Genomic DNA, 19,486 nt, shown 5'->3' on the forward strand with positions numbered 1-19,486 from the left:
GCGCTTACTGGCCTGTTCCAATAACGGTCTGACGGCTTCAAATTGTGCTCGCGTAATGTCGCTGGGGTATGTTTTTCGTTTCATCCGTCCAGTATCGGCTATTGGCGAAAGATTTCAAACAGGTTCTCAGCTCCCGGCGAGGAAGGCGATCCGGCGTTGCCGCCAGGCCGGGTCGGGTGAAGTCCGCCGATGTCCAGCTGTGCTGAATGCCAAATTGCCAGCCCGCCAACTGACGAGTCATGTCCAGCTCCAACCGCTGGCCCTCACCCAGCCCGGATCGGCTGAATGCACTGCCGACCCGTATTTCTCCCTGCCAGGGAGTCAGCCAGAGCGCATCTCCCCCCAGCACCTGTACGTCTTCCATCCACTGGCCATAACCTCCCAGCGTGAGACTATCACTGACTCCCTGACGGTATTGAGCGGCGGTCAGAAAGGGGCCATAGGCATGGCTCTCGCGCCCGTATTGCTGCCGCAGCCAGCCCGCTTCCAGCTGGTAATCCACCAGTCCGGCACGCAACAAGCGGGCACTGCTGTAATAAGGCTGGCTCAGTATCTGCTCCCGGCCCAGTAAATCCCTTACCACCAGCCTGAGCTCTCCCTGACCGGTCACCACGGGAACATCCGTAATGCTGAAAGGCCCGGCAGGTACCTGCCGTTGCATTCGCAGAGCATCGTTGACGTAGAGATCCACGGTGGACGGTAACGCCGCCTCACCACCTATGGTCATCAGCGGTGTGGTGACCAGATCGGGGCGGGTGGAGAAATTGGTACCCCAACGCACTCCTCCCAGACGTATGCCCTGAGCGCCGATATCACTGATCTGATCTCCCAGCCACAGGCTACGGGTCTGCTCCGGAAAATCACGACGCCAGCTGCTGTCCAGCCGCAGCCAGCGCGTCGCTCCACGCTCGTCCGGTGAACGAACCACAAAATGATGGCTGCCACTGCCCCAGGCAGAAAAAGCACCCAGTTCCAGCAAGCCACCATAGGAGGCATCCTGCTCGTAACTGGCGAGCAGGTTATAGTTGATAAAGGCGCCGGCATTGTCGCCGACGGCGGGCTCCCCGCCGGCAACCCGGTCACCACCGAGCAAATAAGTGTCAAACAACCGGGCCGGCACCTCAAGCTCAAGCGTCATGCGTTGCCGGTTCAGTTGATGTGGAATCACCGCCTGGTCCAGCACCACATAGGTACTGCCCTCATAATGCCGGCGACGGCTCTCTGGCAGCCGTAGCCGCCATTGGCGAAGATCTTCTTCCGCCAGCCACCAGCTGCCATTGGCATCCTGCAATGCCAGTACAACACCACTGTTGGCCTGGTAGTTCAGCCTTACTTCCAGCCAGTAAGGCTGAACCCTGCCCGTTATACTGTCAACTCCGGCAGCAGCAGTGGACAGGGTAAGAGAGAGGGCCATCGCCAGGTACAACAATAACCAAGCTGCCGATCTGGACCACCGCCCATACCATTTGATGATGCCGGGAATACGCGGCAATACTGCAGAATCGGGCGGGTGAGGAACGAAGCACACCCTATGAAAGCGGAATGGTCAGGGTATGTGGCCGGCCATTCACCTTGATTGACAGCCGGGCTGAAGCCGCTGCCTGAGGTGCCCCTATTGGCAGCGGCCATTGATGACGGGCGCCGGGCAGCACATACCGAAATCCGGGTTGAGGAAGCCGCTGGTTACCCAGGTTCAACAACCCTTCACTCAACCGGGCATGGCCATTGCCGGTATTGTGCACCTGTAATTGCAAGGTGCCGTTATCAAGGGACTTGAGATGCCAGGTCAGTTCAGGCTCGACCGCCTGCCCGGCGGGAGCCACAAACACCGGTAGGCTGAGACGCAGGGCCATATGCAAACCATTTCCTTCCCAAGCCGAAGTCGGCAGCTGCTGAATAAACAGACGGTAGCTCAGTTCGCGGCCCGGATCAGCCGGTCGACGCAGTCCAATCCGAATTAGCTGCTGCTCACCCGCCGGCAGGGTAAAAATGGGCGGGGTCGCCAGCAAGGCCCGGCTGGATTGGTACAGGTCTCCTTGCTCGTTCTGGTTCCATTCGGCCAGCTCCAGCTGCAGGGCTGTATCTTCGTTGCCACGGTTATGAACCGTCAGCGCAGCCACCGACCGGCTGTCCGAGAGTTCAACCCGAACCGGACTGACCGACAGGCTGCTGGCCTCGACCAGGCTGCACCAACCCAAGACCAGCAGGCACCACCAAACTCGCCTGCCATCGATCGCCAGACGAACTTTTCCTTTGGCCATCATCAGTAGGTCACCGTCACCACGACTGTATCGGAATAGCTGCCGGGAGGCACATTTTGCCCCGCCGCTATCTGGCCATAAACGGTCAGGCTCGCAGAGGTGCCGTCCCCAGTATGTGCGATCCCCGTGTCGTTGGTATTAGCCCAAACAGTGGTACGTGTATTATCACTGTACAGCTGGTAGGGAAGGTAATCAGCGCTATCGCTTTTTTTCATCCTGCGCACCGGAGCGTCATCGGTAGAGCCGGTATCGGCATTTGCCCCCTGCCCTAGGGTAATGGTCGCAGCCGTCCCCCGGGTACAGGTGACACTCACCCCTCCTGTCCCGGCAACACTACCCGAAAGAGGGTCATAGTCACCAAAACTCAAAGAGGAAGTACTGAGGCTGCAATTGGCCACCACTGTAGCCGTCACACTAAGGTTATCTGTAGCGGTACTACTGGCATAAGCAGACGATACCAGGCTACCCATTAACAACAGACCGAACCAGCCGTGCCCCTGGCAAGAAGCGATGCTTTTCATAAACAATCCTCGAGTAATCAGAAAACAGTCTATTTCCTGTCACAGCGACATAAAGATTGAGTCGACAGGCACATTACCATTAATACCCCAAAGGAAGATTCTTTTGAAACCTTTCATGTGTTAGATCAAAACTTGATTCAATAAAGCCTCATGAAGTCACAAATAATTTCTGCCACAGGCGAGTTGCCAATATCCGGGGCATTTACATTTACGTTCCTCTTGTCATCTTTACAGTATCGCCGGCACCAAACTGATTTTTTTACCACCCGGTGTATTACTCGGCCGTGATTTTTCGGTTCAAAGGGTACAGCGACGGGATAGTAAAAAGGCGATGATAAAAAACACCATCATCAGCAGCACTATGGTGGGGGCCGGCGCACTGTCGAGATAAAAGGAGGCATACACACCAAAAAAGCCCCCCGCCGTGGCGAGCAATACCGCCAGCCACAGCATATGGGCAAAGCGCCGGGTCAGCAGAAAGGCGGTGGCGCCGGGGGCGATCAGCAGGGCAATGGCCAGCAGCAGGCCCACCGAGGTGAGCGCCGCCACTATGGTAAGGGTGATCAGGCACAATAAACCGTAATGCAGCCAGCCCACCTTCAGCCCTACCGCCCGGGCCTGTACCGGATCAAAGGCGTGCAGCAAAAAGTCCTTCCACTTTGCGGCCAGCACCAGCACGGTCAGCAGGGCCACGGCGCCGGTTTCCGCCATATCGCCCAGACTGATGCCCAGCAGATCACCAAACAAAATATGATCCAGATGCACCTCGGCACTGATCTGCACATAGATCAGCAGACCAAAACCAAACATGCCGGAAAACACAATGCCCATGATGGTGTCCTGCTTGATGCGGCTGTTGGCGGCGAGAAAGCCAATGCTCAGGGCACAGGCCATGCCGGCACCAAAGGCTCCCAGCGCCAGCGGTATGCCCGCCATATAGGCCAGCACCACCCCGGGAAACACCGCATGGCTCATGGCGTCCCCCATCAGCGCCCAGCCCTTCAGCACCAGAAAGCAGGACAGCAGCGCCGCCGGCACCGCAATCATCATGGCCATCATCATGGCGCGCACCATAAAGTCGAAGCGAAATGGCAGCAGCAACAGCTCCGCCAGGCTCATCTCTGCGCCTCCCGGACCTCGGCGGCGCGCCGGCGGGCGGCCAGGTAGCCATGCCTGGGGGCAAACACAAAGGCCAGCACAAAGATCAGGGTCTGCAGTACCACAATCAGGGCGCCGGTGGCGCCGTTGAGGAAATAGCTGATATAGGCACCCACCCCACTGGTCACGGCGCCCAGACTGACGGCCATCACCAGCAGCCGCGGAAAGCGATCACTGAGCAGATAGGCGGTGGCACCGGGGGTGACCACCATGCAGATCACCAGAAAGGCCCCCACCGTCTGCATGGCGGCTACTGTGCTGGCCGCCAGCAGGGTAAAAAACATCAGTTTCAGCAGCCCGGGCCTGAGTCCAAGGGTGCGGGCATGGTTTTCATCAAAAAACACCACCAGCAGATCCTTCCACCTGCACAGCAGTACCATCAGCGACACCAGGCCGATGATCACCAGCTGTAAAATATCAAAGGGATCGATGGCCAGAATATTGCCCAGCACTATGGTGCGAATGTTCACCGCCATGGGCTGCAGCGACACCATAAACAGCCCCAGGGCAAAAAAGGCGGAAAAAATCAGCCCGATAATCACGTCTTCCTTCAGTTTGCTGCGCTGGTGAAGCAGCATCATGGTGCCGGCAGCCAGCCCGCCCGCCAGAAAGGCGCCGAGGGAAAACGGCAGCCCCAGCAAATAGGCGCCGGCCACCCCGGGCACAATGGAGTGGGACAGGGCATCGCCGATCAGTGACCAGCCCTTGAGCATCAGGTAACAGGACAAAAAGGCGCATACCCCGCCCACCAGCGCCGACACCCAGATGGCGTTGATCATGTAGCCATAGGCAAAGGGCTCAAGCAGGGTCGTCATCCCCTCCCTCCTCGCGCCGGGCCTGGCTGTCGCGGCTCTGAACCCGGCCGTCTTCGATAATCAGCGGACGCTCGTCGTCACTGATCACGCCAATGGGCGCCATGCTGCCGGTCAGCATAAAGTGTCGCAGCACACCGCCAAAGGCCAGTTCCAGGTTGGTCTGGTTAAAGGTCTCTTCGGTAGAGCCATGGGCCAGCACAGTCCCCTTGATGAGAATGGTGCGATCGCAAAACTCGGGCACCGAGCCCAGGTTGTGGGTAGACACCAGCATCACCCGGCCTTCGTCGCGCAGCTCCCGCAGCAGGGCGATAATCTGCTCTTCGGTGGTCACATCCACCCCGGTAAAGGGCTCGTCGAGCAAAATGACCCTGCTGTCCTGAGCCAGGGCCCGGGCCAGAAACACCCGTTTTTTCTGGCCGCCGGAGAGCTCGCCAATCTGGCGCCGGCGCAAGCCGGTCATGTTCACCCGCGCCAGCGCCTGCGCCACCGCGCGATGATCCACCGCCTTGGGCCGGCGCAACAACCCCATATGGCCGTAGCGCCCCATCATCACCACGTCTTCCACCAGCACCGGAAAGTTCCAGTCCACCTCTTCGGCCTGGGGCACATAGGCCACCAGGTTTTGCCGCAGCGCTTTGCTCACCGGCATGCCCAGCAGACGGATCTCGCCGGCGGCCGGACGCACAAATCCCATCAGCGCCTTGAACAGGGTCGATTTGCCGGAGCCGTTCACTCCCACCAGGGCGGTAATGGTACCCAGGGGAATATGAAAACTGGCGTCGCGCAGGGCGGTGTGACCATTGCGGTAGGTCACCGTGACTCCTGCCACTGCCATGCCCGCACCTTCGGGCGAGGCGGCCAGAGAGTCTATAGCGGTGCCTGCGGTCATTCCTCCATGCCCTCCAGAATGCCGGCGGCAATGGTTTCGGAAGTGACCCTGAGCAGATCCAGGTAGGTGGGTACCGGGCCGCCGGCCTCGCTCAGGGAGTCCACATAGAGCACGCCGCCATAGTGAGCACCCGTTTCCCGGGCCACCTGACGGGCGGGCTTGTCGGACACGGTGCTTTCGCTGAACACCGCCGGAATATCATGTTGGCGAACGGTATCGATCACATGACGCACCTGCTGGGGCGTGCCCTGCTGATCGGCGTTGATGGGCCACAGATACAGCTCTTTCAGGCCATAGTCCCGGGCCAGGTAGGAAAAGGCGCCTTCGCTGGTCACCAGCCAGCGTCTGTCTTCGGGCAGCTGCGCAAACAGGGCGCGCATGGGGGCGGCCTGGGCCACAATACTGGTCTTGTAGGCCTCGGCGTTGGCCCGGTACACCCCGGCATTGGCCGGATCGTGCTTCACCAGGGCGGCGAGAATGTTGTCGACGTAAATCAGGGCGTTGTCCGCCGACATCCAGGCGTGGGGGTTGGGCTTGCCGGTATAGGGGCCCTCGCTGATGCCCATGGGCTCGATGCCCTCGCTCACCACCACTTCGGGTACGTTTTTCAGGTTCTGGTAGAACTTTTCAAACCACAGCTCCAGGTTAAGGCCGTTATAGAGGATTAACCGGGCATCATGGGCACGCAGCAGATCCCCCGGCGTGGGCTGGTATTCGTGGATTTCGGCGCCGGGCTTGGTGATGGACTCCACCAGGGCGGCATCGCCGGCCACGTTTTGCGCCATGTCGGCGATCACGGTAAAGGTGGTGACCACCTTGAATTTTTCCCGGGCGCTCGCCGGCAGGGTCGCCAGCACAAACGCCAGCCCCCACAGTCCCGCCCGCAGGCATTTGGTGATGCAATCAGCCATGGTTCCTCCCTCGTTTCTTTATGATGGTGCCTGTATGGCGTTCAGGCCAGCCGGAGCGGCGAGTGGCTGGCGCCAGCAGAATCAACGAGAGGAGGGCATGGGCAACCGGGGGTCAGCTGCCGGCCTGCTCACAACAGGTTTCCACAAAGCGACGCAGCAGGGCGGAATGATACTTTTGCCGGTGCCACACCAGTTTCAGCGTGCGCGGCAGACTGAGCCCCACGTCGATCACCACCAGCCGCCCCCGGGCCAGCCGATCGGATGCCGCCAGCCGGGAAATCAGCGCCAGCCCCAGCCCCTGCTCCACTCCCTGCATCACCGCTTCCGGGGTATTCAGCTCCAGCATTCGGCCCATGCGGTCGAGGTGAGGCGCCAGCTGACGATCAAACTGCTCCCGGCTGCCGGAACGGGGTTCCCGCAATACCCAGTCACACCCGGCCAGACAGGCGGGTGTCAGACCCGGCTGGCCCGCCAGTGAATGGTCCGGACCGGCCACAATCAGCATCTCATCCTGCAACCAGTCTTGCGTATCCAGCTCGTCATGACGGTTTTCCCCCTCGATCAGTGCCATATCCAGTTCAAAACGGGCCACCATGTCGCACAGGGTCTGGGTATTGGTAATGGTGACGGCGGCCTGCAGCCAGGGCTGGCGCGCCAGCAAGGCCGGCAGCAGGTAATTGCCGATGGTCTGGCTGGCACCGATACACAGGCTGCCGGCCAGCTCGCCGCCCTGCTCAAACTGGTGTTCTATCTCCGCCACCCGGCTCAGAACGTCTTCCGCCAGAGGCTGCAATCGCCGGCCCTGATCATTGAGCTGCAGCCTGGGGTGAACCCGGTCAAACAGCGGGCTGCCCAAACGGCGCTCCAGCTCGCTTAACGACTGGGACACGGCGCCCCGGCTCAGGCAGACCTCCTCTGCCGCTTCCCCCAGATTGCCGTGACGGGCAATGCTGGCAAACACCTGCAGTTGCTTCAGGGTTATCATTTAGATTTTCCAAACGCTTGCTTTAAATCATTTGGATATTATAAACACAATAGGCTTTCTATGATGGCGACAGTCACTGAGGAGCGCCATTATGCTGAACACCACTCGCCATCGTCTTGCCACCGCCCCCACCCCCATGGCCGGGCTGGCCCTGGGCATTGCCAGCCTGGGCTGGTGCTGGGAAAACACCGGCCTGTTTGCCGGCCAGGCCCAGATCCTGAGCGCCGCCATCGCCGCCCTGCTGCTGCTGATCCTCACCGCCAAATTTGTGCTGCATCCGCGCTCGCTGGCGGAGGATCTGGCTCACCCGGTGGTGGGCAGTGTGGTGCCCACCTTTGCCATGGCCACCATGGTGGTATCGGCATCTCTGGAAGGAGGGCCGCGTGAATTGCTCTGGCTGCTGGCCACCGGCCTGCATTCGGTATTTCTGCTGGCCTTTGTACGCCACCGGCTGCGGGAGTTTCGCCTGCACCACATGGTGCCCAGCTGGTTTGTGCCGCCGGTGGGCATTATTGTGGCCGCCGTGGCCAGCCCGGGAGGCGAGCTGGAACTGCTGGCCCGCGGCCTGATGTGGTTTGGTCTGGGATGCTACGGCCTGCTGCTGCCGCTGATGCTGTACCGGCTGATCTTCTGCACCCCGGTGCCGGACGCCGCCAAGCCCACCATCGCCATTCTCGCGGCGCCGGCCAGCCTGTCTCTGGCCGGTTACCTCACCGTCATCACTCAGCCGGATCCGCTGCTGGTGGCGATACTGCTGGGGGTGGCGGTGCTGATGACAGCCTTGATCTATGTGGCGCTGCTGCACCTGCTGCGGCTGCCGTTCAGCCCCGGCTACGCCGCCTTTACCTTTCCGCTGGTGATCGGCGCCACCGCCCTGTTCAAGGTCACGGCGCTGGCCACAAGCCTGGGACTGGACGCCAGCATTCTGGCCCGACTGGAAGGACTGGCCCGGCTGGAGCTGATGGTGGCCACCCTGATGGTGGCCTATGTGGCCTTGCGTTATGCGTTGAACTTCACCGCGCTTGGTCGCTGGCTGGCACCGGCCCGACAACCGGCTCAGTAGTTGACGTCGGGCACCGGCAGGGTTTTGCCTTCCCGGCTGCTCTTTTCCGCCAGGTGAATGATATTGAGCCCGTTGAGCGCCTCACGCATGGTGACCGGCAGCGGGCCTTCACCGCGAATGGCCTTGGCAGTGGCCTCGTAGAAGTGACGATAACCGCCCACCTCGGACACGATCACCTCCGGCTCGCCATCGGAATAGAAGACGCCGTAATCGCTTTCCGCTTCCTTGGCCAAATAGGGTGAGCCGGGCACGATACCGTCCCGCAGCCGCTCTTCCTGGGGATCAAAGCCCCGCTTTATATAGCAGCCCCGCTCTCCCTGCAGCTTGAAACGCAGGGTCGGGCCGGGATGATAGGAACTGGAGTGCAGCAGCACTTCCTTGCCGCTGTAGTGCAGCTGCACATGAAAGTAATCGGTCACATCCGATCCCGGACGCTGGGACAGGCAGCGACCGGTAACCGCCAGCGGCTTGCCAAACAGCTCCAGGGTCTGATCCACCAGATGCCCGCCCAGATCAAACCAGGATCCGGCGCCCACGCCGGGCTGATCTTCCTGACCCTCGGGGGTGGGGCGAAAGCGATCGAAGTGGGATTCAAAATTGTGCACCGGGCCGACTTTTTCTTCCGCCAGCAGGCGCTTGATGGTGAGAAAATCGCTGTCCCAGCGGCGGTTATGAAAGGGGATCAGACACAGCCGGCTGGTGTCGGCCAGGCGCATCAGCTCACTGCCCTGGTGCAATTGAGTGACCGCCGGGTTTTCCATCACCACATGCAGCCCCAGGCTCAGGGCCTTGCGCCCCAGCTCGTAGTGCACCTCGTTGGGGGCGGTGATCACCACCAGGCGGGCACCGGACTCCTTCAGCATCTCGTCCACATCGGTATATACCCGCACATCGGGCCAGTCCCGCTCCACCCGCTCCGGCCGGGAGGTACTGATAGCCACCAGCTCAAACTCCGGCAGGCTGTCGATAAAGGGCAGATGGTAAATACTGGCCGACTGGCCATAGCCGATCACGGCGGTTTTAATCATGAAACAACCTCATCGAAAACCGGCACGATGACCACGCGCCGGCACGGCATTAACTCAAATTAGTCCAACAACAAACCACAGCCACTCCCACCCGGTCAAGCATGCTTGCTGCGGAAGCCCGCACAGCAGCCACATAATAATGCCTTCAGAAATAGTGGCTGATTGCCATATAGCGGGCACGGATATGCTCGATCAGCAGCTTTATCTTGCGGGGGGGTTGCCGGTTATAAGGATACACCGCATAGATGCCGAGCACCTTGCCCACCCGGTTGGGCAGCACTTCAACCAGTTTGCCCGACTGCAGATCCGGATAAACCAGGCAGCGGGGCACATAGGCCAGGCCGTAACCAGCCAGGGCGGCCTTGCGCAGGGCCGCGGCGTTATCGGTAGAGAAGTTGCCGCTCACCCGCAGTGAATATATCTCGCCATGGCGGCTGAACAGCCAGTCCCGGGCACCACTCTCCTGATAGCTGTAAATCAGGCAGTTATGCTGCAGCAGATCATTGGGCTGCTGTGGCTTGCCGCGCCGGCTGAGATAACCTGGGGCCGCACAGATAATCCAGCGCGAGTCCAGAATATGACGGGCAATCAGGCTGGAGTCATCCAGGTGGCCGGTGCGGATCACCAGGTCGTAACCTTCCCCAATCAAGTCCACAAAGCGGTTTTCCAGCGACATGTCGACGGAGATACCCGAATGCAGATCACAAAATTCGGCCACCGTCTCGGCCAGCAACAGCTCGCCGGAAATGGTCGGCACCGACATGCGAATATGCCCCTGCAGCGCCTGACTGTAACCGGTAACGGCGTCAAACGCTTCCTGTGCCGACTGGGCCACCAGCCGGGCCCGCTGATACAACACCTGACCCGCCTCACTCAGGGTCAGACGCCGTGTGGTGCGGTGGATCAGGGTACTGCCCAGCTCTTCTTCCAGCCGGGCGATACGCTTGCTTACCACCGAATTGGTCAGGCCATGGGCTTCGGCGGCCTTGCTGAAGGAGCCCAGCTCAATGACCTGGGCGAACAGAATCAGATCGTCGGTTCTCGGCATTATTTATCCAGTTTTGGAAACAATGAGTTTCATTAAATCTATATATCCACAATTATTGAATGGGTAAGGTTACATTCGGTTAACATCCGGCCTGCAATCGTAACCTACTTTTATTGTATGCCTGTGATGACTGTCCGTAATCGACAAGGAAGACAATCTCATGCTGAATGAAACCCTGCTGGCGCTGCTGGCCTTTTCGCCCATCGTGCTGGCCGCCGTGCTGCTGGTGGGCCTGCAATGGCCGGCCAAACACGCCATGCCCCTGGCCTTTCTGCTTACCGTGATTATCGCGCTCTGGGCCTGGGACATGACCGGCACCCGGGTGCTGGCCTCTAGCCTGCAGGGACTGGTGATCTCCGTCTCCCTGCTGTGGATCATCTTTGGCGCCATCCTGCTGCTCAACACCCTGAAGCACACCGGCGCCATTACCACCATTCGCAACGGCTTTACCGCCATCAGCCCGGATCGTCGCATACAGGCCATTATTGTGGCCTGGTGCTTTGGCTGCTTTATCGAAGGTGCTTCCGGCTTCGGCACCCCGGCCGCCGTGGCCGCGCCGCTGATGGTGGCGCTGGGCTTTCCGGCTCTGGGGGCGGTGCTGATGGGCATGCTGATCCAGAGCACACCGGTTTCCTTCGGCGCCGTGGGCACCCCCATTATCGTTGGCGTGACCACCGGCCTCGACAACGGCGCCATCAACCGCACCCTGACCGCCACCGGCTCCGGCTGGGAAGACTATCTGCAGACGGTGACCAGCAACGTGGCCGTCACCCACGCCATCATCGGCATTATGATGCCGCTGTTTATGTGCATGATGCTGACCCGCTTTTTCGGCAAGAACAAAAGCTGGAAGCAGGGCCTGGAAATTCTGCCCTTTGCCGTCTTTGCCGGCCTGGCCTTTACTCTGCCCTACGCCCTGACCGGCGTCTTTCTCGGCCCCGAGTTTCCGTCTCTGGTGGGTGGTCTGGTGGGCCTGGCCATCGTAGTCACCGCCGCTCGCAAGGGCTTTCTGGTGCCCAAACACACCTTTGATTTTCCCGACGAGGCCGAGTGGCCGGGCGAATGGCTGGGCTCGCTGGCCATTCACACCGAAGACCTGAAGAAAAAACCCATCAGCCTGGGCCTGGCCTGGTTCCCCTATCTGCTGCTGCCGGTGCTGCTGGTGCTGAGCCGTACCCATGACGGCTTCAAGGCACTGCTCACCGGCTGGAATATCGCCTTCAGCAACCTGCTGGGCGAAGCCGGCATCAGCGCCGGCATTCAGCCTCTGTACCTGCCCGGCGGCATTCTGGTGTTCGTCTCGCTGGTGGCGGTGCTGAGCCAGACCCGCTCGCTCAAAAGCTTTGGCCCGGCCATTCACGAGTCGAGCAGAACGCTGATCGGGGCCGGTTTTGTGCTGATGTTCACCGTGCCCATGGTGCGCATCTTTATCAACTCCGGGGTGAACGAGGCGGATATTGCCAGCATGCCGGTGATGACCGCCAAGGTGGCCGCCGATCTGGTGGGTGACTTTTTCCCCGCCATCAGCGGCGTGATCGGTGCTCTTGGGGCCTTTATCGCCGGCTCCAATACGGTGTCGAACATGATGTTTTCCCAGTTCCAGTTTGAGGTGGCCCAGACCCTGGGAGTATCCACCGCCATGGTGGTAGCGCTGCAGGCGGTGGGCGCCGCCGCCGGCAACATGATCGCCATTCACAACGTGGTGGCGGCCTCGGCCACCGTGGGCCTGCTCGGCCGGGAAGGCACCACCCTGCGCAAGACCGCCCTGCCTACCCTCTATTATCTGGTGGCCCTCGGCCTTATCGGCATGATCGCCATCTATGGTCTGGGCGTGTCCGACCCGCTGCTGTCACTGTCCTGATGCCATGCTGCCGCCGGTGCGCGCCGGCGGCGCTGCTGTAACCCTGAAAGGAACTGCCTTATGTCATCCACAATTCGCATCTACCCGGCCAGACCTGAAAAGGTCTATGTCTACGCCACCTGCCTGGTGGATACCTTTTCGCCCGACAGCGGGCTGGATGCCATGCGCCTGCTGGAGCTGGCCGGCGTGGACGTCATCTATGTGCCCAAGCAAAGCTGCTGCGGTCAGCCCGCCTACTCGTCCGGCTATGATGACGACGCCAGAACCACGGCGCTCAGCCAGATGGCGCTGTTTCCCGAGCCCTGGCCGGTGGTGGTGTTTTCCGGCTCCTGCGGTGGCATGATGCACCATCACTACCGCCGCCTGTTCGCCGGCAGTGAACACGAGCAGAGCGTTAATGAATTCTGTGATCGGGTATTTGAGCTCACCGAATTTCTGGTGCAGGTGTGCCGCCTGCGGCTGGAAGACAAGGGCCCGGCCACGTCCGTGGTGCTGCACACCTCCTGCGCCGCCCGCCGGGAAATGAAGGTGCACGTCACCGCCCGTCAGCTGCTCGGCCAGCTCGAACAGGTGGAGCTGCGCGAACAGGATTACGAGAGCGAATGCTGCGGCTTTGGCGGCACCTTTGCGGTGCGCCACCCGGCCATCAGCGAAGCCATGGTGCAGGACAAGACCCGCCACCTGTGCGAAACCCGGGCCGAGCAGCTAATCAGTGCCGACTGGGGCTGCCTGCTCAACATCAACGGCGCCCTGGAATATCAGGGCCAGCCCCTCAGGGGCATTCACCTGGCCAGCTTTCTGCTGAGCCGGCTGGAGGACCGTCATGCATAACCAGCCCCAACGCTTTCACGCCCAGGCCGAAACCGCCCTGGCCAACCCGGAGCTGCGTGCCAACTTTCGCGGCGCCATGGACTACCTGCGCGACAAACGCCAAGCCGCCTTTGCCGACGCCGACGAAGAGCGCACCATTCGCGATCGGGCCGAGGCCATTCGCCAGCGTTGCCTGAGCAAGCTGCCCGAACTGCTGGAGCAGCTCGAAGCCAATTGCATCGCCAACGGCATTCGCGTGCACTGGGCGGAAAACGCCGAGCAGGCCAACGCCATTTTCACCGACATCATTCAGTCCCACGGCGGCACCCTGGCGGTGAAGGGCAAGTCGATGGTGAGCGAGGAGATCGAGCTGAACGACGCCATGGCGAAGGAAGGCATCACCTGCCTGGAAAGCGACATGGGTGAATATATCGTCCAGCTCGGCCGGGAAACGCCGTCCCATATCATCATGCCCGCCATTCACAAGAACAAGCGGCAGGTAGCCGATCTGTTCACCGAGCACGTGCCCGGTTTTGAGCACACCCTGGACGTGGATGCCCTGATCCAGACCGGCAGAAACGTGCTGCGGGAAAAGTACCGCACCGCCGACGTGGGGGTGTCCGGGGTCAACTTCGCGGTGGCCGAAACCGGCACCCTGTGCCTGGTGGAAAACGAAGGCAACGGCCGCATGTGCACCACAGTACCCGAGGTGCATATCGCCATTACCGGCATTGAAAAGGTGGTGGAATTTCTGGCCGATGTGCCGCCGCTGTTCAGCGCCCTCACCCGCTCCGCCACCGGCCAGCTGGTGACCACCTACTTCAACATGATCAGCGGTCCCCGCAAGGAGAACGAACTCGACGGCCCGAAAGAGGTGCACCTGGTGCTGCTCGACAACGGCCGCAGCCAGGCCTTTGCCGACGAGGAAATGCGCAAGACCCTGCAGTGCATTCGCTGTGGCGCCTGCATGAACCACTGCCCCGTGTATACCCGTATTGGCGGTCACGCCTACGGCACCGTCTATCCGGGCCCCATCGGCAAGATTATCTCACCCCACCTGATGGGCCTGGAGGCCACTCAGGATCTGCCCACCGCCTCCAGCCTGTGCGGTGCCTGCGGCGAGGTGTGCCCGGTGCGCATTCCCATTCCGGAGCTGCTGCAGCGGCTGCGCCACGAGGCCAAGCAGGATCCCAAACCCGGTGCCGCTCCCCTGCGCGGCCAGAAGGCGGCGGCCAGCAACACCGAGGCCTTTGTCTGGCGCAGCTTCGCCCTGATCACCAGCCGGCCGGCGCTGTACCGCATGCTGACCTGGTGCGCTACTCGCTTTCGCCGGCTGATCCCAAATAAACTGGGCCCCTGGACCCGGTGCCGCACCGCCCCCAGGCCCGCCGCCAGAACCCTGCGTGAACTCATGGCCGAGAGGAACAAATAAATGTCGACCGCCCGTACCGCCATTCTCGACCGGCTGCGTCGAGTCAACGCCCGGCCATTGCCGGTCAAAAACCCGGATTATCCGATCTGGACCAGCACCGATCACGAAGACATGCTGGCCCGGCTTGTCGAACTGCTGCAACAGAATCACGCCGAGGTGATGCGCCTGCCCAAAGCCGGGCTGAGCACCGCCCTGAAGGACTGGCTGATCAAGGCCAGGGTGCAGCGGGTGGCCACCGGCACCGGTGGCGAGTTTTTTGAAGAGATCACACAGGCGCTGCAGGGCACTGCCGAACGGGTGCGCTTTGAACGCCCGCTGGAAGAATGGAAAGACGAACTGTTCAATCAGGTGGACGCCGGCATCACCGGCTGCCACGGTGCCATTGCCGCCACCGGCAGCCTGGTGCTGTGGCCGGGGCCGGCGGAGCCACGCACCCTGTCGCTGGTGCCGCCTTGCCATATTGCCATTCTCAAGGCTTCAACCCTGCACGCCAACCTGCCGGCCATGATGGCCAGCGAAAGCTGGAGCCGGGGCATGCCCACCAACCTGCTGCTGGTGTCGGGACCATCCAAAACCGCCGATATTCAGCAGACCCTGGCCTACGGCGCCCACGGCCCCAAGGAGTTGCTGGTGCTGATCCTGGAGGATGCGTGATGGAGGTTCGCTACCAGCGCCTGGCCGACGAGCTGGGTGAATTCCTGCCCGCCGAACGCATGATTACCGACCCGTCTCTATGCCTGGCCTTTGGTACCGACGCCAGCTTTTACCGGCTGCTGCCCAAACTGGTGCTGCGCCTGGCCAACCTCGATGAAGTGGTAAGGGTACTGGCGGCTTGCCGCCGGCACCGGATTCACTGCACCTTTCGCGCCGCCGGCACCAGTTTGTCGGGGCAGGCGGTGTCCGACTCTGTGCTGATCACCCTCACCGACGACTGGCGCGGCCACCGCATTGAGGATGACGGCAAGCGCATTGCCCTGCAGCCCGGGGTAATCGGCGCCGACGCCAACAAATACCTGACGCCTTATGGCCGCAAGATAGGCCCGGATCCGGCCTCCATCAACAGCTGCAAGATCGGCGGCATTGCCGCCAACAACGCCTCGGGCATGTGCTGTGGCACCGCCCAGAATTCCTATCGCACCCTGCACGGCCTCAAGCTGGTACTGGCCGACGGCACTCGGGTCGACACCCGGGACGCCGACAGCAGATCCCGCCTTGCCGAGCAAAAACCCGAGCTGCTGGCCGGGCTCAGGCAACTGAGCGACGAGGTCAGGGCCAACCCCGAGCTGAGCGAGCGTATTCGGCACAAGTACCGGCTGAAGAACACCACCGGCTACAGCCTCAACGCCCTGATCGACTTTGACGATCCCATCGACATGCTGGCCCACCTGATGATCGGCTCGGAAGGCACCCTGGGGTTTATCGCCGAAGTCAGTTACCACACGGTACCGGATCACCCGTTCAAGGCCTCCTGCCTGCTGGTCTATGCGAATATCGAAACCACCTGCCGGGCGGTGACCGCCCTGGCCGGCACCGAAGTGGCCGCGGTGGAGCTGATGGACGGTCGGGCGCTGGCTTCTATTGCCGACAAGCCCGGTATGCCCGGTTTTGTGGCCGAGCTGGACGCCGAAGCCGCCGCCCTGCTGGTGGAGGTGCATGGCGCCAGCGAGGCCGAGCTGCTGCAAAAGTGTGAGCAGGCCATGGCGGCGGTGACACCCTTTGCCCGCCGCAACGAGGTGGCCTTTACCCAGGACAAAACTACCTGTGCCACCCTCTGGGCCATGCGCAAGGGCATGTTCCCGGCGGTGGGGGCGGTGCGGGAAACCGGCACCACCGTCATTATCGAGGACGTGGCCTTTCCGGTAGAAGAGCTGGCGACGGCGGTTAGAAAGCTAACGGCGCTGTTTGAACGCTTTGGCTATCACGAAGCCATCATCTTTGGCCATGCCCTGGCCGGCAACCTGCACTTTGTGTTCACTCAAGGGTTTGATTCCCAGGCCGAGCTGGATCGCTACGGCGGCTTTATGGATGCCGTCGCCAAGCTAGTGGCGGTCGACTATGGCGGCTCGCTCAAGGCCGAGCACGGCACCGGCCGCAATATGGCCCCCTATGTGGAGCTGGAATGGGGCAAAGACGGCTATGCCCTGATGCAACGCATCAAGGCGCTGTTCGACCCCGACGGCCTGCTCAACCCCGGGGTCATTCTCAATGACGACCATCTGGCCCACCTCAAGGATCTCAAGCCCCTGCCCGCCGCCGATGACATCGTCGACAAATGCATTGAGTGTGGCTTTTGCGAGGCGGTATGCCCGTCCCGGGATCTGAGCCTGACTCCGCGCCAGCGTATTGTGCTGTTTCGCGAGCTAAGCCGCCGGGCCGCCGCCGGTGAGCAGACTGCCGACACCCTGCAAGCCGTGTTTGATAAACAGGGCGTGGACACCTGCGCCGCCACCGGCTTGTGTGCCCAGCGCTGCCCGGTGGGCATCAACACCGGCGATCTGGTGCGCCAGCTGCGCACCGCCCGCTACAAGAAGTTCGAACCCATCGCCCGCTGGACCGCCAGCCACTTCGCCACCACCACCAAAGCGGTGGGCCTGGGGCTGAACGCCGCCAATCTTGGCCGCAAACTGCTGGGTGAAAAAAACATGACCCGGCTGAACAATGGATTGCGCAAGGCGAGCCACAACCGGGTGCCGCTGTGGCTGCCGGAAACCCCGGCCGCCAACCCGCACCAGCCTCAGGCCGGTGGCACCGGGGTGAACAGGGTAGTGTATTTTCCGTCCTGCGCCAGCCGCACTCTTGGTGCTTCACCGGGGGCAAAAGACACCCGTCCCCTCACCGAGGTCACCCTGGCGGTGCTGCACAAGGCCGGCTTTGAGGTGATCCTGCCCGATGCCCTCAACAGCCTGTGCTGCGGCATGCCGTACCAGAGCAAGGGCATGCAGAAGCTGGCCGACAACAAGGCCGCCGAGCTGGAAGCCCACCTGTGGCAGGCCAGCGAGCAGGGTCGCTGGCCGGTGCTGATGGACACCAGCCCTTGCGCCAAACGCAGCCTGGAAACCAAACGCCAGCCCCTGGCCATCTACGAGCCGGTGCAGTTTGTGCTGGAGCACGCCATGGACCGGCTGACCCTGGAGCCGGTAGACGACACCGTGATGCTGCACATTACCTGCAGCAGCCGGCGCATGGGCCTGGCCGAGCCCATGCTGGCCCTGGCCAGACGCTGTGCCAAAGAAGTGGTAGTGCCGGAGCATATCGAATGCTGCGGCTTTGCCGGCGACAAGGGCTTTACCACCCCCGAGCTGAATGCCGCCGCGCTCAAGCCATTGCGGGAGCAGGTGCCGGCGGGTTGCACCCGGGGGGTGAGCAACAGCCGCACCTGCGAGCTGGGGCTCAGCCACCACAGCGGCATCAACTACGAGTCCATTCTCTATCTGGTGGACGAAGCCAGCCAATAAACTAAAAGGGGTCGGAGTCATTTTTAAAAATGACTCCGACCCCTTTTTTCCTTGAATTGCCTTTGCACCACTATCCCTTCTAACATGTACTCTCTCCCTGTCCGACATCGGTAGCCACATGACCAGACTCGCTACTACCAAGCTAAAGTCAAAAAAGCCCGCCAAACACAGCCCAGCCGGTCAGTTCCAGCTGCTGTGGGAAAAAATAGACAAGCAAAAAACCCGCCTGGCAGGCCAGGAAAAGCGGGTTCGCAAGATAGTGGATCGCTTCAATGCCGAGATACTGCCCCTGGAGCAGGAGCTGGCCCGCAGCCAGTACCGGCTTATTGAACGGCTACTCACCTTTTTATCCCGCAAATCCCTGACACAGTGGCAACGGGATGATCTACTCGACTGGATACAACAGGAACTGGGCGTACTGAGCAGCAATCCCTTTACCGATCCCGAACTGGATACCGTCGACTTGCTGCATCGCTTCGAAATTCTGCTCAAGCAGTATTATCCCAAGCCCGAGCCCACAAAAATAACGGAATCCGAGCGCGATCAGCTCAGAGATGATGTCTACCGGGAACTGGGGCTGGAGCTGAACGACGACGATATCGATCTGTTCATGCACAGCCCGACCGACTTTTTGCAACAGATGATGAAGAACATACAGGAAGAGGGCGAGGACGGGCCGGAAGAGGATAACGAAGAGGACAATATTTGTGGTGCTGCTGAACGCACCGATGGCCAGGCCGTGGGCAAGGCCCTGATCAACCGCCTGTACAAGCAACTGGCCAAAAAACTGCACCCGGACCGGGAGCAGGACCCGGAACTGAAAACGGTCAAACAGGAGCAAATGCAACAGCTGCAGGCAGCCAGACAGGAGAACGATATTCACACCCTGCTTGAACTGCATCACCGGCATTTGGACGCCAGTGCCCTGGACCCGAAGGATCTGCACGACATCAATGAACTGCTACGCCGGCAGTTACACGAGCTGGAATGGCAGTATGAGGCCGTGTTTATGAATAACAGCCTGGAATCGGTCATCTGGAACCGTTTTCGGCATTCCAGTGGTATTTCCAGTAACAGCCTGTTTGCCGAGCATAGCCAGGCACTGAAAGCCGGTATCCAGCATAACAACAGGCTGCTCAAGGAGCTGAAAGCCCTCAAGGAGCTTAAACAACGGCTGCAGGAAGACAGATACTTCGACTACTGACTGAACACACCTGCCCGGGCGGACAGTCCGATCTCCGTGATCGCT

At 61.1% G+C, this 19,486-nt stretch carries 17 protein-coding genes; 7 read left to right on the forward strand and 10 right to left on the reverse strand.

Annotation, left to right across the window (positions count from 1 at the left end; genetic code table 11):
- Positions 1-37: 37 nt before the first annotated feature.
- The 8 genes from DA373_RS16470 to DA373_RS10920 form a co-directional block, all read right to left on the reverse strand.
- Positions 38-1,414 carry a fimbria/pilus outer membrane usher protein gene (locus DA373_RS16470; protein ID WP_107852343.1) on the reverse strand — a complete coding sequence of 459 codons (1,377 nt, stop codon included), beginning with the start codon at positions 1,412-1,414 and terminating at the stop codon, positions 38-40.
- A gap of 115 nt (positions 1,415-1,529) precedes the next feature.
- Positions 1,530-2,264, reverse strand: coding sequence for a fimbrial biogenesis chaperone (locus tag DA373_RS10890; RefSeq protein WP_107852344.1), 735 nt, complete (start codon positions 2,262-2,264; stop codon positions 1,530-1,532).
- The gene (locus tag DA373_RS10895; RefSeq protein ID WP_107852345.1) at positions 2,264-2,782 is read right to left on the reverse strand and encodes a Csu type fimbrial protein; all 519 of its coding nucleotides are present in this window, start codon (positions 2,780-2,782) and stop codon (positions 2,264-2,266) included. Before DA373_RS10895 ends, DA373_RS10890 begins: the two co-directional genes overlap by 1 nt.
- Before the next feature lie 297 nt (positions 2,783-3,079).
- Entirely contained in the window at positions 3,080-3,901 is an 822-nt protein-coding gene (locus tag DA373_RS10900) for a metal ABC transporter permease (RefSeq protein WP_107852346.1), read from the reverse strand.
- Positions 3,898-4,755 (reverse strand): metal ABC transporter permease, encoded by an 858-nt coding sequence (locus DA373_RS10905; RefSeq protein ID WP_107852347.1) that lies wholly within the window; start codon positions 4,753-4,755, stop codon positions 3,898-3,900. The genes DA373_RS10900 and DA373_RS10905 overlap by 4 nt, the downstream gene beginning before the upstream one ends.
- Positions 4,739-5,644, reverse strand: a complete 906-nt coding sequence (locus tag DA373_RS10910; protein WP_107852348.1) for a manganese/iron ABC transporter ATP-binding protein — start codon at positions 5,642-5,644, stop codon at positions 4,739-4,741. The genes DA373_RS10905 and DA373_RS10910 overlap by 17 nt, the downstream gene beginning before the upstream one ends.
- Positions 5,641-6,555: a metal ABC transporter substrate-binding protein gene (locus DA373_RS10915; RefSeq protein ID WP_107852349.1), complete on the reverse strand. Its 915-nt coding sequence runs from the start codon at positions 6,553-6,555 to the stop codon at positions 5,641-5,643. The genes DA373_RS10910 and DA373_RS10915 overlap by 4 nt, the downstream gene beginning before the upstream one ends.
- A gap of 112 nt (positions 6,556-6,667) precedes the next feature.
- Complete coding sequence (locus DA373_RS10920) at positions 6,668-7,540, reverse strand: LysR substrate-binding domain-containing protein (RefSeq protein WP_107852350.1); 873 nt, start codon at positions 7,538-7,540, stop codon at positions 6,668-6,670.
- 91 nt (positions 7,541-7,631) lie between these two features.
- On the opposite strand from DA373_RS10920, the gene DA373_RS10925 reads away from it, so the two are divergent.
- A complete protein-coding gene (locus tag DA373_RS10925) occupies positions 7,632-8,603 on the forward strand; it encodes a TDT family transporter (protein WP_107852351.1) in 972 nt (323 codons plus the stop codon).
- Here DA373_RS10925 and DA373_RS10930 read toward each other — a convergent pair.
- Both DA373_RS10930 and DA373_RS10935 read right to left on the reverse strand, forming a co-directional pair.
- Positions 8,597-9,631: a Gfo/Idh/MocA family oxidoreductase gene (locus tag DA373_RS10930; protein WP_107852352.1), complete on the reverse strand. Its 1,035-nt coding sequence runs from the start codon at positions 9,629-9,631 to the stop codon at positions 8,597-8,599. The genes DA373_RS10925 and DA373_RS10930 overlap by 7 nt on opposite strands.
- A gap of 145 nt (positions 9,632-9,776) precedes the next feature.
- On the reverse strand, positions 9,777-10,679 hold the full coding sequence (locus DA373_RS10935; protein ID WP_198650300.1) for a LysR family transcriptional regulator: 903 nt from the start codon (positions 10,677-10,679) through the stop codon (positions 9,777-9,779).
- Positions 10,680-10,839: 160 nt separating this feature from the next.
- Here DA373_RS10935 and DA373_RS10940 point away from each other — a divergent pair, with 160 nt between their 5' ends.
- From DA373_RS10940 to DA373_RS10965, 6 genes are all read left to right on the forward strand, one after another.
- Positions 10,840-12,540, forward strand: a complete 1,701-nt coding sequence (locus DA373_RS10940; protein ID WP_232821256.1) for an L-lactate permease — start codon at positions 10,840-10,842, stop codon at positions 12,538-12,540.
- A 60-nt stretch (positions 12,541-12,600) separates the two neighbouring features.
- A complete protein-coding gene (locus DA373_RS10945) occupies positions 12,601-13,371 on the forward strand; it encodes a (Fe-S)-binding protein (RefSeq protein WP_107852354.1) in 771 nt (256 codons plus the stop codon).
- Positions 13,364-14,782, forward strand: coding sequence for a LutB/LldF family L-lactate oxidation iron-sulfur protein (locus DA373_RS10950; protein WP_107852355.1), 1,419 nt, complete (start codon positions 13,364-13,366; stop codon positions 14,780-14,782). The genes DA373_RS10945 and DA373_RS10950 overlap by 8 nt, the downstream gene beginning before the upstream one ends.
- On the forward strand, positions 14,783-15,436 hold the full coding sequence (locus DA373_RS10955; protein WP_107852356.1) for a LutC/YkgG family protein: 654 nt from the start codon (positions 14,783-14,785) through the stop codon (positions 15,434-15,436).
- Positions 15,436-18,237, forward strand: coding sequence for an FAD-binding and (Fe-S)-binding domain-containing protein (locus tag DA373_RS10960; RefSeq protein WP_107852357.1), 2,802 nt, complete (start codon positions 15,436-15,438; stop codon positions 18,235-18,237). The genes DA373_RS10955 and DA373_RS10960 overlap by 1 nt, the downstream gene beginning before the upstream one ends.
- 118 nt (positions 18,238-18,355) lie before the next feature.
- Positions 18,356-19,441: a J domain-containing protein gene (locus DA373_RS10965; RefSeq protein WP_107852358.1), complete on the forward strand. Its 1,086-nt coding sequence runs from the start codon at positions 18,356-18,358 to the stop codon at positions 19,439-19,441.
- Positions 19,442-19,486: the final 45 nt, after the last annotated feature.

Origin of the sequence: Oceanimonas marisflavi, assembly GCF_003049725.1 — a bacterium.
Lineage (GTDB): Bacteria > Pseudomonadota > Gammaproteobacteria > Enterobacterales > Aeromonadaceae > Oceanimonas > Oceanimonas marisflavi.